The 13,507-nt window shown below is 66.2% G+C and carries 11 protein-coding genes and 1 pseudogene; 6 read left to right on the plus strand and 6 right to left on the minus strand.

Going from position 1 to position 13,507, the window contains the following annotated elements; all coding sequences use genetic code 11:
* The first annotated feature begins 12 nt into the window (after positions 1-12).
* Entirely contained in the window at positions 13-336 is a 324-nt protein-coding gene (locus tag J2X92_RS17805; RefSeq protein ID WP_307577277.1) for a DUF1840 domain-containing protein, read from the plus strand.
* Between the two features lie 31 nt (positions 337-367).
* On the opposite strand, the gene J2X92_RS17810 is transcribed toward J2X92_RS17805, so the two are convergent.
* Entirely contained in the window at positions 368-1,360 is a 993-nt protein-coding gene (locus tag J2X92_RS17810) for a Bug family tripartite tricarboxylate transporter substrate binding protein (protein WP_373424853.1), read from the minus strand.
* 84 nt (positions 1,361-1,444) lie between these two features.
* A complete protein-coding gene (locus J2X92_RS17815; protein ID WP_307577279.1) occupies positions 1,445-2,371 on the minus strand; it encodes a LysR family transcriptional regulator in 927 nt (308 codons plus the stop codon).
* Positions 2,372-2,484: 113 nt separating this feature from the next.
* Between J2X92_RS17815 and J2X92_RS17820 the strand changes: the two genes are divergently transcribed.
* Entirely contained in the window at positions 2,485-3,246 is a 762-nt protein-coding gene (locus J2X92_RS17820) for an SDR family oxidoreductase (protein ID WP_307577281.1), read from the plus strand.
* A 9-nt stretch (positions 3,247-3,255) separates the two neighbouring features.
* Here J2X92_RS17820 and J2X92_RS17825 read toward each other — a convergent pair whose 3' ends face one another.
* The 4 genes and pseudogenes from J2X92_RS17825 to J2X92_RS17840 form a co-directional block, all read right to left on the minus strand.
* The gene (locus J2X92_RS17825; RefSeq protein WP_307577282.1) at positions 3,256-3,678 is read right to left on the minus strand and encodes a MarR family winged helix-turn-helix transcriptional regulator; all 423 of its coding nucleotides are present in this window, start codon (positions 3,676-3,678) and stop codon (positions 3,256-3,258) included.
* Positions 3,679-3,691: 13 nt separating this feature from the next.
* On the minus strand, positions 3,692-4,654 hold the full coding sequence (locus tag J2X92_RS17830) for an alpha-ketoacid dehydrogenase subunit beta (protein ID WP_307577284.1): 963 nt from the start codon (positions 4,652-4,654) through the stop codon (positions 3,692-3,694).
* Entirely contained in the window at positions 4,654-5,679 is a 1,026-nt protein-coding gene (locus tag J2X92_RS17835; protein ID WP_307577285.1) for a thiamine pyrophosphate-dependent dehydrogenase E1 component subunit alpha, read from the minus strand. Before J2X92_RS17835 ends, J2X92_RS17830 begins: the two co-directional genes overlap by 1 nt.
* Positions 5,680-5,777: 98 nt before the next feature.
* Positions 5,778-6,059, minus strand: a pseudogene (locus J2X92_RS17840) (ATP-binding protein); the annotation flags it as partial.
* A gap of 144 nt (positions 6,060-6,203) precedes the next feature.
* Between J2X92_RS17840 and J2X92_RS17845 the strand changes: the two are divergent.
* The 4 genes from J2X92_RS17845 to J2X92_RS17860 all read left to right on the plus strand — a co-directional run bounded on the left by J2X92_RS17845 (position 6,204) and on the right by J2X92_RS17860 (position 13,505).
* Positions 6,204-6,395, plus strand: coding sequence for a hypothetical protein (locus J2X92_RS17845; RefSeq protein WP_307577287.1), 192 nt, complete (start codon positions 6,204-6,206; stop codon positions 6,393-6,395).
* Between the two features lie 209 nt (positions 6,396-6,604).
* Complete coding sequence (locus tag J2X92_RS17850; RefSeq protein ID WP_307577289.1) at positions 6,605-9,190, plus strand: discoidin domain-containing protein; 2,586 nt, start codon at positions 6,605-6,607, stop codon at positions 9,188-9,190.
* A gap of 334 nt (positions 9,191-9,524) precedes the next feature.
* Positions 9,525-12,200, plus strand: coding sequence for a type II secretion system secretin GspD (gspD, locus tag J2X92_RS17855; protein WP_373424857.1), 2,676 nt, complete (start codon positions 9,525-9,527; stop codon positions 12,198-12,200).
* Positions 12,201-12,494: 294 nt separating this feature from the next.
* Entirely contained in the window at positions 12,495-13,505 is a 1,011-nt protein-coding gene (locus tag J2X92_RS17860) for a LacI family DNA-binding transcriptional regulator (RefSeq protein ID WP_307577291.1), read from the plus strand.
* Positions 13,506-13,507: the final 2 nt, after the last annotated feature.

Genomic DNA, 13,507 nt, shown 5'->3' on the forward strand with positions numbered 1-13,507 from the left:
GTGAAAACAATCATGCTGTACCGATTCCAGTCCCGCGCTTCCCCTGATTTCGTGATGCTCGAGGTGCACGCGCGCCAGCTGTTCGACATCATCGGCAAGGACATTGCGCCCAAAGGCATCGTCACCGTCGAGCAGATTCCGGGCGCCATTGCGGCGCTCGAATCCGCGCTGGCACGCGAAGCCAGCAATCCCCACAATAACGACGACTACGCCGTCGAAGGCCACGCCGCCGATGCCGAGAAGCAGCACGTGGGACTGCACCAGCGCGCAGCCCCTCTGCTTCACATGCTGAGGGATTCGCTGGCCGAGAAAAAAGACGTCACCTGGAAGACCTGACGGGACTCCGGCAACGCATTACTTCCTCAGGTCAATCGACCTTTGCGCCGGAGTCCTTCACCACCTTCGCCCACTTCACGTGCTCGCTGGCAATCAGCTTGGTGAATTCGGCCGGTGTATTGCCGCTCGGAATCGCACCCTGGGCCAGCATCTTTTCCTTGATGGCAGGGGTGGCCAGCGACTTGGCCACTTCCTGCTGGATCCGGTTCACGATGTCGGGTGAGGTGCCGGCGGGCGCCAGCAGGCCGAACCACGAACTGGCCTCGTAGCCCTTGAGCGCCGGGCCGCCGGCTTCTTCCACGGTGGGCAGATCCGGCAGCGCCGGCGAGCGCTGGGCGCTGGTCACGGCCAGGGGCGTGAGTTTGCCGCCCTTGATCTGCGCCATCGACGAGGGCAGGTTGTCGAACATCACGTCGGCATTGCCGCCCACCATGTCGAGCAGCGCCGGCCCGGAACCCTTGTACGGAATGTGCGCCATGAAGGTGCCGGTCATGCTCTTGAAGAGCTCGCCCGCCAGATGAATCGAGGTGCCGCTGCCGCTCGACGCCATGTTGAGCTTGCCCGGGTTGGCCTTGGCGTACTTGATGAAATCCTGCACGTTGCGGATGTTCAATGCCTTGGCCTTGTCGGCGTTCATTTCCATCACGTTCGGCACGGCCGCCACCAGCGTGATCGGCACGAAGTCCTTGATCGGGTCGAACGGCAGCTTGGGATAGAGCGCCCGGTTGATGCCGTGCGTGCCGACCGTGCCCATCAGCAGCGTGTAGCCATCATTGGGCGCGCGCGCCACGATCTCGGCGCCCACGTTGCCGCCCGCGCCCGCGCGGTTGTCGACGATGAACTGCTGGCCGAAGGCCTTCGACAGCTCGGGCGCAATCGCGCGCGCCAGGATGTCGGTGGTGCCGCCCGCCGCAAACGGCACGACGATGCGCACCGGCTTGTTCGGCCAGGTGCTCTGGGCCCAGGAGGGCAATGCTGCCAGTGCGATGGCCGCGGAAGCCGCAAGCGCAGCCCGGCGATTCATTTTGAAAATTGAAGAAGTCATGCGGCTGTTTGTACAGGCGAACGACGGCCGGCGCCGCCGGTAAAACCCCGGTGATGCGCCGGCCTATGCCACCTGCATCCGCTCGGCGAAGCGTTCGCTGCGAAAGCGCTCCAGCACAAAGTCGATGAAGACTCGCGTCTTGGCGGGCAGCAGCTTCTTGCTGGGGTAGTAGAGCCAGACCGCACCCGCGTCGAAATGCCACTCGGGCAGCAGGCGCACCAGTTCGCCGCCGCGAAGGCCGCGCTCGACGAAAGGCATCGGCAGCATGGCCACGCCCAGCCCCATCAGCGCGGCATGCGCAATGGCTTCGGGGTCGTTGAAAATCGCGCGCGGGCGGGGCAGTTCCACCGTGGTCTGGTCGCCGCTCGCATGCTGCAAGGTCCAACTGCGCAGCCGCCCCGTGGGCGAGGAGCGGCGCAGCAGCGCGTCGAACCGCACCAGCTCCGCGGGATGCGCCGGCAGCGTTCGGCCCGACAGATAAGCCGGTGCGGCCACCGCCACTACATGGATGCGCGACAGCTCTCGCGCCACCACGCCTGGCGACAGCTCGATGCCGCCGCCAATGGCCGCGTCGAAGCCTTCGCCCACCAGATCGACCTGCTGGTTGTCGAAGTGCCAGTCGGGCAGGATCGACGGGTAGCGCGCCAGGAAGTCGCCCATCATCGGCAGCACGTGCTCGCGCCCGAACGCCTGGCCCATGCTCACCTTGAGCGTGCCGGCAGGCTGCCCGTCGTTCTTCGAAACATCGGCCACCGCATCTTGCAAGGTAGCCAGCGCGCCGCCGATCTGGCCCAGGAAGCGCTCGCCGCTTTCGGTGAGCGTGAGGCGGCGCGTGCTGCGCTGGAACAGCCGCACGCCCAGCCGGGCTTCCAGCCGCGCGACGTTCTTGCTGACCGCGGCAGGCGTGAGCCCGAGCCGCCGGGCCGCGGCCGAGAAGCTGCCGCTTTCCGCGCTCTGGACGAAGGACTCGAGGTGATTGAGCGGTTCCATGGAGCTCTATTTTCAACCATTGGTTGAATTTGATTGCGCCAATTGGTGGCTACCGAATAGGTAATGGACTCACGACACTGAAGGCCTTCCCCTCACATCTCAAGGAAAAAATCATGGCTATCAGCAAAACAGCGTCCCCTGTCCTTACTGGCAAAGTCGCTTTCGTCACCGGCGGTTCGCGCGGCATCGGCGCCGCCATCGTTCGGCGTCTGGCCGAAGACGGCGCCGCCGTCGCCTTCAGCTACGCGAGTTCGAGCGCGCCGGCCGACGAACTGGCGCGCAGCATCGAGGCCGAAGGCGGCCGCACCCTGGCGCTGAAGATCGACAGCGCCGACGCCGCCGCGCTCACCGCCGGCATCGACGAAGCCGCACGCAAGCTCGGCCGCATCGACGTGCTCGTCAACAACGCTGGCGTGTTCCTGCCCGGCACCCTGGAAGATTTCTCGCTCGAGGATTTCGACCGCACGCTGGACATCAACGTGCGCGCCGTGTTCGTGGCCGCCAAGGCAGCCGCGCGGCACATGGGCGAAGGCGGCCGCATCATCAACATCGGCAGCACCAACGCCGAGCGCATGCCCTGGCCCGGCGGCAGCGCCTATGCCATGAGCAAGTCGGCGCTGAAGGGACTGGTGCAGGGCCTCGCGCGCGACCTCGGCCCGCGCGGCATCACGGTCAACAACGTGCAGCCCGGCCCGGTCAACACCGACATGAACCCGGTCGACGGCCCGAACGCCGCCGCCATGCACGGCCTGATGGCGCTGGCCCGCCATGCACGCCCCGAAGAAATCGCCGGCATGGTGGCCTACCTGGCCAGCCCCGAAGCGGCCTTCGTCACCGGCGCCGGCCTCAACATCGACGGCGGCTTCGCAGCCTGACCAGGCGCCTCAGTCGGCGCGCTGGACGGCGGCAATGAGCTTGTCCAGGGTGGCGTCGAGGCGGGCCAGCTCGTCGGCGTTCACGCCCTCGAACAGCACGGCCTCGCGCTGCCGGCCCAGCGCGCCGACGATCTCATGCAGCGCCTTGCCGGCCGCCGTGAGGTAGAGCCGGCCGCGGCGCCGGTCGGCGGGATCGTCATGACGCTGCACGCGCCCGTGGCGCCCGAGGCCGGCCAGCGCGCGGCTCACCGCCATCTTGTCGAGGCCGGTGAAGTCGGCGATCTGCGTCGCATTGAGTCCGGGCTTGCCACCCAGCACCACCATCACGCGCCATTCGTTCAGCGTGAGATGGTGTTCGCGGCCGACCTTTTCATGGAAGGGCCGGGCCGTGAGATTGACCACCCGCACCAGCTTGAAGAACAGCGGGTCCATGGCGCACGGCGGCTCAGCCCAGCATTTTTCTCGCAGCGGCCGCGATGGCTTCGGCACCGATGCGCGACTCTGCCTCGAGCACCGGCGCATAGCCGACCGGAATGCGCGGTGCGCCAAGCCGCGCCACGCGGCACCCCGTGGCCTCCGCGGCGCTAGCCGCAATCTCGGCGCCGAAGCCCGCCACCTGCACCGCCTCGTGCACCACCAGAAGCCGCCGCGTGCGCGCACACGATGCGAGCACCGTTTCGCGGTCCCAGGGCCAGAGCGTGCGCAGATCGATCAGGTCGACCGCAATGCCTTCGGCCGCGAGCGTGTCGCAGGCCGCGGCGCACGCCTGCATCTGCTTGCTCCAGCTCACGAGCGTGAGTGCGTCGCCCTCGCGCACGCGCCGCGCCTTGCCGAGCGGAACGGCCATGTCCTCGTTCACTTCGCCGCGGAGGCCCCAGAGCGTCTTGTGCTCGATGTAGACCACCGGATCGCCGCATTGCAGCGCCGCGCGCAAGAGGCTGTAGTTGTCCTGCGGCGTCGAAGGGCTCACCACCACCACGCCCGGCAGGTGCGCAAACCAGGCTTCGAGCGACTGCGAATGCTGCGCGGCCGAGGCATCCCAGATGCCGCCCGGCATGCGCGCCACCAGCGGCACGCGGCCCTGCCCGCCGAACATGAAGCGGTTCTTGGCGGCCTGGTTCACCAGCTCGTCCATGCCGCAGAGCGCGAAGTCGACCACGCGCATTTCCACCACGGGCCGCAGGCCCGCGAGCGCCATGCCCACCCCCGCGCCCATGATCGCGGCCTCGCTGATCGGCGTGTCGATCACGCGCTCGGCGCCAAAGGTCTGCTGCAGCCCCTTGTACTGGCCGAAGATGCCGCCACGGCCCACGTCCTCACCGATCACCACCACGCGCGGATCGGCCTCCATCTCGCGCTTGATGGCGAGCACGGCGGCTTCGGAATAGCTGAGTTCTTTCGTCATCATCAGTGCCATTGGCCCGCGCCGGTGGTCTGCACGTCGGTGAAGGCGTCGCCGGGCTCGGGCCAGGGCGCCGCGTCGGCCACGGCCAGCGCGGTATCGACTTCATCGCGCGCCGCGTTCTCGATCGCATCGAGCGTGGCCGCGCTCGCGCCCTGCGAAAGCAGATGCCCGCGCGCCTGCGCGATCGGATCGGTTTCGAGCGCGGCAGCCAGTTCGGCCGGATCGCGGTAAGCCGCGACGTCGACCGACACATGCCCCTTCACGCGGTAGGTCAGCGCGTGCAACAGGCGCGGCCCGCCGCCGCCGCGCACCTCGGCGACCAGCCTGGCCGCGGTTTCGTGCACCGCGAACACGTCGTTGCCGTCGACCTGCGTGGCCGCGATGCCCATCGAGGCGGCGCGTGCCGAGGCGCCTTCGCCCGCCGTCATCGGGCCGCTCGCGGTGGTGGCGCTCCAGCGGTTGTCCTCGCAGACGAAGAGCACGGGCAGGTCGTACACGCGCGCCCAGTTCAGCGCCTCGAGAAAGGGGCCGCGGTTGATCGCGCCGTCGCCGAAGAAGCAAACGGTGATGTCGCCATTTTTCTTGAGCAGCTTCTGCGCGTGCGCCGCGCCCACGGCAATCGGCAGGCCGGCAGCCACCACGCCGTTTGCGCCCAGCATGCCGACGGAAAAGTCGGCGATGTGCATCGAGCCGCCCTTGCCGCCGTTGAAACCGGTGGCCTTGCCGAACAGCTCACACATCATGCGTGTCAGGTCCGCGCCCTTGGCCAGCGTATGGCCGTGGCCGCGGTGCGTGGAGGTGAGGTAGTCGCTCGTTCGCAGATGGGCGCACACGCCGGCAGGCACGGCCTCCTGCCCGGTGGAAAGGTGCAGCGGCCCGCGCACCTTCGCGGAGCCGGCGGCCTGCTGGCCATAGGCGCTCACGCCGCCCTGGCTCGCCGCTTCCGCGGCATTCTCGAAGGCGCGGATGCGCACCATGGTGCGGTACAGCGCCTGGCCGGCGCCGCTTGGTGAAATGCTCGAACCCATCTTGTCTCCAACGCCTTTGAAACCGGCGGTTCTGGCAAAAATCGTATCAAACGAGACGGAAATCCGGCACGGGGCTTACCCGCCGACTCGGCTTTAAGGTCCAAGATCACCAGGTCCATGCGCAGCAGAGCACTGGCGATCCGCCCGGTCTTGCCCTGGGCCTTCTCCTGCTCCAGCGCATTAACCAGATCGACCGTCGAGTAAAACCGCACGCGCTTGCCTTGGCGCACGATGCCCGACACCCCAGGGCCGTGGCCAGATGGGTCTTGCCTGGGCCCGGTCCGTCGACTTGGCCCGTAGCAGATGCTCGACCAGCCAGCGCGAGGCCTCTAGACCCTTGGCCGCTCTTGCTCGTGTAAATCGCACCAGGCACTGGCCATGCCGTTCAGGCGCAATGCCTTGACGCATCTTGTCGCCTTTTCAGTTCGGGCGGCGACGATCCGAGTGGTTCGGTTCTTGCTGTATTCTCACAATTGAACACAAATAAGCCAAAAATGTCACAGATACCAAGAAGGATGAGTGAGGTGTCCATTGACCGATCGTCGCCCAACGGCGTGTGGGGCGTCTACCTCTCCGACGACGGCGGCGCCACCTGGTCGCGCTTCAACGACGACGCTCACCAGTTCGGCGGCATCGGCGTGATGGCGGCCGACCAGAACGTCTATGGCCGGATCTACGTCAGCGGCACCGGCCGCGGCGTGTTGTACAGCTACTGAGCCCCGTCGCTTCATCCCCGCATCGCTCATGCGCGAGACAACTGCGATGAGCACCTTGCCCGATGCGCCGGCACGCCGCGGCTTCGTGCGCGCCGTGGCAGGTTCCGGACTGGCTGCCGTGGCCGCTCCCCCAAGCCAACGCATCGAGGAAAGCTGGTAGCCCATGCCGAGCCCCGCGACTTTTCCGCGTATTGACTAAGAAGGTTCCGATGTTTGATAAAACCAATTTTGCTGCTGCGTTGCTCGTGTTGAGCATGGTCGTGCTCCCGGGTTGCGGTGGCGGAAATGCGGGTAGTGCCCAGGCGGTAGGCACCCCGGAGATCCCCGTTGTCACGGGCGGCGCTCAGGTGGTCCCCGCTGTCGGGGGAGGCACACCGGAGATTCCCGCCGCCACGGGAGGCACCCCCGAAATCCCCGCCGCCCCGGGAGACACCCCGGTGGCCCGCGTCATCAAGCATCCAGGCGTTGGGGTCACCCTCTCGGATCTCACGACGCTCAAGGCATACGTCGACCAGGGCAAGGAGCCGTGGAAGTCCGGCTACGACCAAATGGCGGCCAGTCCCAAGTCCAGGCTCAGCTACGGAGGGTATGGCCCGTTCGCGAAGGTGAGCCGCGCCCCCGACGAGAACCTCTGGGCTTGGCGCAACGACATGGTTGCAATTTCGAATCTCTCGCGGATGTGGTATTTCACCCGGGACGAGCGATATGCGGAGAATGCGCGCAAGTTGCTGCTTGGGTGGGCCACCACCCACGTTGAGTTCTCAGGTCGCGAGTCAATGCTTGATCTGGGCGATTACGCTTTCGAGTTCGTCGGCGGCGCGGAAACCCTGCGCGCCACCTGGCCGGGCTGGAAGGAGGCCGACACGGCGACCGTCAAGAAGTACTTCAAGGACGTCCTGATGCCGGCGGCGAACCCCTATGGCGAAAGTCAGTTCGGGGCCGCCAACAAGGGCGCACTGGCCCTCGTCGCTCTTGGACTCATGGCGATCTACAACGACGACATCGAGACATTGGACAGGGTCGTCTACCAGACGCGCACGCTGGCCCATATCGGGCTGCGAAATTCCAATGACATCGGCATGCTCGGCGACTACCTCCGCGACCAGGGGCACGCCTATGGGCAGCTCAAGTCGCTGACCATGCTGGCCGAGGCGCTCTGGACCCAAGGCATCGACATTTATTCCGACCTTGACAACCGTCTGCTGGCGGCGGGCGAGTATTTCGCGAGGGTGAACGAACTCGTCCCAACGACAGCCCTTCCTTTCGGCACCACCGATCGCTACTACACCTCCGACGTCACCAATCGCGGCTGGCGGGGCGCCAATGGCGGAAGCGTCGCGCTCACTCAGCTTTATGGCGCCTACGTCCTGCGCAAGGGTCTCCAGGCACCCTTCATCACGCAGCGACGCCTTTGGGCGCCCGTGGACGGCACCAGCTTCATGTTCCTCAAGGAGTCCGACACCTCGAAGGCGACGCCGCCACCGGCGCTGCCCATTCCTTCGACCACCTCGATCACTTCTGGGTTCAGCAATGTTGACTTCGGGGGCGCCACCCCAGCCGGCATGGCCACATACGCCAATGGCAAATGGACAGTTCAAGGAGCGGGCAACGACATCTTCTGGGGCGCCCAAGACGCTTGCCACTTCACCTACAAGGCCCTCACCGGCAACAGCGCCATCATCGCGAAAGTCGAGTCGGTGCAGAACACCAACCCAGCCGCGAAGGCGGGCGTGATGATGCGCACAAGCCTGGAAACAGGCGCTCCCCGCGCCTGGATGGCCCTCTCCGGGAGGGGCCAGGTCGAACAGAGCATGCCGAAGCTCGCGGTGTATGGCGGCACGAACTATGGGACCAAAGCCCTGGACATCGCCAGCTCCACGGCCTCGTATTGGGTGAAGCTCGAGCGCATCGGGAACATCATCACCGGCTACGTTTCTCCCGACGGCACCAATTGGGCTGCCACCGATGTCGGCCGCATCGACGCCCCCGTTCCCGACACGATCTATGTCGGTCTGGTGGTCGCCTCGGCCAACTGGGGCACCCTGAACAGCTCCACCTTCAGCAACGTGCAGATCACCGGCGGCGACGGTGGGGCGCCGCGCGTCATCCCGGCGGCACCCGCCATGCTGCTGGCCTCGCCGGGCGATGGCGCCGTCCCGCTGCGCTGGCAGGCGTCCTTCGGGGCCACCGGCTACACGATCGGCCGCTCCGAGTTCAGCGGCGGGCCCTACGAGACCATCGCGTCGGGCGTCACCGGCAGCAGCTACACGGACACCTCCGTGACCAATGGCACGACCTACTACTACACCGTCACGGCGAGCAACTCCGCCGGAACGAGCGGTCGTTCTCCCATGGACAGCGCCACGCCGGTTCGTACGATGGTGAACGTTGCCACCGGTGGCACCGCAAACGACAGCGCAGGCAACGCGAGCAACGCCAAACGCGCCTTCGACCAGAACTCGGCGACGCAATGGTTCTACTCTGGCACGACCGGCTGGCTGCAGTACGACCTCGGGCACACGGAGCGCGTCCTGCGTTATGCGGTCACCAGCAGCTACGACCTGGTCCCGCGCGATCCGAAGGACTGGCAGTTCCAGGCCTCCAACGACGGCGCCACCTGGACCACGCTCGACACGCAAAGCGACCAAGTGTTTGCCGAACGCTTGGAGCTGAAGACCTACGCGATCGCGAATGCGGCCTCCTATCGCTACTACCGGCTCAACATCACAGCCAACAATGGCGACGGAGCTTTTACGGATCTTTCCGAACTGGGGCTGTTCGTTTCCAGACCGTAGTGAACCCGATCCGCGATTGACGCGCACCCAGCCACAACCGCAGCCGTGCCGGCCACTGGCTTCACGGTCAAGAGCTGATCCAAATACCTACCACGGTCGGTTACGTATAGAAACAAATGACATAATGACGCAGCCGCAGGCATCGCAACGGCGGTGACATCGGCGGCGACTGATGCCTCGGCCACGAGGACTGGCACATCGTGCTCACTATGTGGCCAGAGCCAACTCAGTCATCGTTTCCTTGAGCACGCCGCCTCACATCTTCATCGCGGGATAAACACATGACTCACTTCCGCACTGGCCCATGAAGAGATTGATGCATGCGAGCGTGCCCATGCTGACGCGAGAACCAGAACAAATAAGGCAGGCCACTATCACGCCGAGTGGTTTCGCATTTGCTGGTTACGTGCGTGCCGTGGGCTTGAGTCTGCTTGCGGCCAGCGCGTTCACTGCGGCCCGTGCGCAAAATGCAATCAAGGCGGTCACAGGTTTCATGCAGCAGGGTGTCGAGGTCATCCAGATCGATATGGCACAACCGCTCGTCGTTTTGCCCAGCGGGTTTTCAGTTCAAAACCCGGCGCGTATCGCACTGGACTTTCCCGGTGCCGCAAACGATGTCGGACGCGCAGCCATTGAAGTGAGCCAACCCAACCTGCGCTCGATCAATGTGGTCCAGGCAGGTGAGCGCAGCCGGGTTGTATTGAATCTCAGGCAATCGACGTCATACAAGGCGGAACTGCAAGGCAAGTCACTGCGGATCACGCTTCAGGTCATCGCGGATACGCGGTCGACAGAGGCTTCTCCTTCGGCCGGCGCCGCAGTATCGCGCGGCCGCGCCGAGCCCATCACGCTCAACTTCGCCAACGCCGACATTGAGGCCGTGGCCCGCACCATGGCCGTGGTCACCGGCCGCGACGTGGTGGTCGATCCGCGCGTGAAGGGCACGATGGACCTCGTGACCGACCGTCCCGTGCAGCCGGCCGCTGCCTTCAACCAGTTCGCCGCGGCGCTGCGTTTGCAGGGTTTTGCGGTGGTGGAGGCCGACGGCCTCTACAAGGTGGTGCTCGAAGCCAACGCCAAGCTGCAGAGCGTTGCCGTGAACACCTCCATCGGCGCTGTGCCTTCGTCGGCCGGCAACCAGATCGTCACCCAGATCTTCAGGCTCAACTACGAGTCGCCCAACAGCCTGCTGCCGGTGCTGCGCCCGCTCATTCCGCCCAACAACACCATCAACGTGAATCCGGGCAACAACTCGCTCGTGATCACCGACTACGCGGACAACATGCGCCGGCTGGCACGCATCATCGCAGCGCTCGACGTGCCCAATGCGTCGGACATCGAGGTGATCCCGCTCAAGCACTCGGTCGCCACCGACATGCTGCCGCTGATCTCCCGCCTCGTGGATGGCAGCGGCTCGGGCACGACACCGGGCGCAGCGGCGCCGGGCGCGGCCGATGCGTCGTTCCGCACCACCCTCCTGGCCGATCCGCGCAGCAACGCGCTCATCCTGCGCGCGGCCAATCCGGCGCGGGCCTCGCTGGTGCGCACGCTGGTCGAGAAGCTCGACCGCGCCCCGGTCGAGAGCAGCAACGGCGCGGCGGGCAACATCTACGTGGTCTATCTGAAGAACGCCGACGCGGTCCGCCTGGCGGCCACGCTGCGCGCCGCCATGGCCGCGAACCAATTGCCCGGCATCCCGGGCACGCCGGGCGCCGCGGGCGGCGTCGGCCAGGCGCAGCAGCAACAGGCCAACATCCCGCAGACCATGCAGCAGGCCAGCCTCGGCGGACAGAGCGGCTCGGCCGCCGCCAATGCGCCGCTGAACAATGCGAACCAGCCTTCGACCGGTGGCCAGATCCAGGCCGATCCGTCGACCAATTCGCTGATCATCACGGCGCCCGAGCCGCAGTACCGGCAGATGCGCGCGGTGATCGACAAGCTCGACGGCCGGCGCGCCCAGGTCATGATCGAGGCGCTGATCGTCGAGGTCAGCGCCAAGAAGGCCGCCAACTTCGGCGTCCAGTGGCAGAGCGCGCTGGGCAACAACGCGGTCATCGGCACCAACTCGAGCCTGGCCAGCGCCAACATCCTCGCGCTGACGCAGGCCCTGGCCACGCGCGACGTGGCCAACGTGCGGCCATCGACGGGCCTGAACCTGGGCATCGCCGGCAAGATCGGCGGGCAGTACATCCTGGGCGCCATTGCCAATTTCTTCAACAGCGACGGCGATGCCAACGTGCTCTCCACGCCCAACCTGCTGACGCTGGACAACGAAGAAGCCAAGATCGTCATCGGCCAGAACGTGCCCTTCGTCACCGGCCAGTACGCCAGCACCTCCGGCTCGGTGGGCATCAACCCGTTCACCACGGTGGAGCGCAAGGACGTGGGTCTCACGCTGCGCGTGCGCCCGACCATCAACGAGAACGGCACCGTGAAGATGACCATCTTCCAGGAGACCTCGACGGTCGACCAGAACACGGTCAACAACCCCAACGGGCCGACCACCAACAAGCGCTCGATCGAGTCCAGCGTGCTGGTGGAAGACGGCGGCCTGGTGATGCTCGGCGGCCTGCTCTCGGACGACTACAACAACACGATCGAGAAGGTGCCCCTGGCCGGCGACATTCCGGTGTTCGGCAACCTGTTCAAGAACGAAGTGCGCTCGCGCACCAAGAGCAACCTGATGATGTTCCTGCGCCCAGCGGTCATGCGCGACGGCGCCTCGGCCGAAGCGTTCTCATACGACCGCTACGACGAGATCCGCGGCATGCAGCAGCGCGCGCAGCCGAACACCGACAACATCATGCTGCGCGGCGTCGACTCCGCGCCTGTGCTGCCGGAAGCACCGCTGCCGCGCCCGGCCAACAGCAGTGGCAGCACCCGAATGGACGGCACGCAACCCATCCCGCTGGTGCAACCCGCCGCCGACAATCGTCAGCTCACGCCTTCTCCCTTGCATGGTGCCATGCGTCCCACCTCTGACCCCGCCAGCGGACAGGAGCTGCCGTAGCGAGCGAGTTGGAGGCAGCAGCAGCGGCATACCATCGACCCTCTCGAGCGTCGAGCTTGAGGTGAGGCGGCATCTCTTAGTTAATTGCCATCGTTAAGCGCCAAGGGTGCCCTCAAAAAAACCGCGTGGAACGGCCATCGAGTCTCAGGACTCTGTTACCAAGCCCTCGCTTTGCGATATCGGTAACCTCAAGCACTCTGTTCCAGCCAGTCCTCGCCTATGCTCGGACCCGCATCCAGAGAAAGCACCTTGCCCCCGACCAAAGCCTCCGCCCCCTTGCCCCGCCCGGCGACCATGGCCGACGTTGCCGCGCGCGTCGGCGTCTCGAAGATGACGGTGTCGCGTGCACTCAACCGCAGCACGGGCAGCGAACGAGCCACCTCGGAGGCGCTGCGCCAGCGCATCCTGCAGGCCTGCGAGGAGATGGGCTACGTCATCGACCAGACCGCGCGCACTTTCTCCAGCAAGCGCTCGGGCTTCGTCTCGGTGCTGATTCCGTCGCTGAACAACTCCAACTTTTCCGAAACCGCGCAAGGCATTGCCGGCGCGCTGGAGGCGCGCGGGCTCCAACTGCTGCTGGGCTACACCGACTACCGCGTGGAGAACGAGGAGCGCTTGGTCCGCGCCATGCTCGCGCGCCGCCCCGAGGGCGTGATCCTCACCGGCGGCGCCCACACGCCCGCCGCGCGCGCCATGTTGCAGGCGGCCGGCATTCCGGTGGTCGAGACCTGGGACCTGCCAGCCACGCCGATCGAGCACACGGTCGGCTTCTCGAACGCGCAAGCCGCTGCCGCGATGGTGCGGCACCTGCACGGCCAGGGCTATCGGCGCATCGCTTTCATTGGCGGCACCTCGAACCGAGATACGCGCGGCGCCGACCGGCAACGCGGCTATGCCGAGGCGATCCGCGAACTGGGTCTGCCCGAGGCGCGCGTCATCAGCTTCGGCCAGCCCCCGATCTCAATGGCACAGGGTGGCGAGGCCGTGGTGCAGCTGATCCGGCAATGGCCGGACGTGGATGCGGTGATGTGCGTGTCTGACCTCTCGGCCTTTGGCGCGCTGATGGAATGCCAGCGCCGTGGCTGGGACGTGCCGGGCCGCATCGCGATTGCGGGCTTCGGCGATTTCGAGGTGGCCCGCACCTCGCACCCGCGCATCACCACCGTGGCGGTGGACTGCGTGGGCATCGGAAGGGCGGCGGGCGAATTGCTGCTGCGCGTGATCGACGGCGCCCGCGAAGGCCATCGGCCCCCCCCCGAAACGGTGCTGATCCCGTTCCGCGTCGAGCAGCGCGAAAGCTCCTGAGG

This window comes from Variovorax paradoxus (assembly GCF_030811855.1).
GTDB classification, from domain to species: domain Bacteria; phylum Pseudomonadota; class Gammaproteobacteria; order Burkholderiales; family Burkholderiaceae_C; genus Variovorax; species Variovorax paradoxus_L.

Coding starts and splice junctions, on each gene's coding strand:
- J2X92_RS17860 (WP_307577291.1), top strand. CDS start 12,495: ATGGCCGACGTTGCCGCGCGCGTCGGCGTCTCGAAGATGACGGTGTCG.
- J2X92_RS17835 (WP_307577285.1), bottom strand. CDS start 5,679: ATGGGTTCGAGCATTTCACCAAGCGGCGCCGGCCAGGCGCTGTACCGC.
- J2X92_RS17850 (WP_307577289.1), top strand. CDS start 6,605: ATGTTTGATAAAACCAATTTTGCTGCTGCGTTGCTCGTGTTGAGCATG.
- gspD (WP_373424857.1), top strand. CDS start 9,525: ATGCTGACGCGAGAACCAGAACAAATAAGGCAGGCCACTATCACGCCG.
- J2X92_RS17805 (WP_307577277.1), top strand. CDS start 13: ATGCTGTACCGATTCCAGTCCCGCGCTTCCCCTGATTTCGTGATGCTC.
- J2X92_RS17825 (WP_307577282.1), bottom strand. CDS start 3,678: ATGGACCCGCTGTTCTTCAAGCTGGTGCGGGTGGTCAATCTCACGGCC.
- J2X92_RS17820 (WP_307577281.1), top strand. CDS start 2,485: ATGGCTATCAGCAAAACAGCGTCCCCTGTCCTTACTGGCAAAGTCGCT.
- J2X92_RS17810 (WP_373424853.1), bottom strand. CDS start 1,360: ATGAATCGCCGGGCTGCGCTTGCGGCTTCCGCGGCCATCGCACTGGCA.
- J2X92_RS17830 (WP_307577284.1), bottom strand. CDS start 4,654: ATGATGACGAAAGAACTCAGCTATTCCGAAGCCGCCGTGCTCGCCATC.
- J2X92_RS17815 (WP_307577279.1), bottom strand. CDS start 2,371: ATGGAACCGCTCAATCACCTCGAGTCCTTCGTCCAGAGCGCGGAAAGC.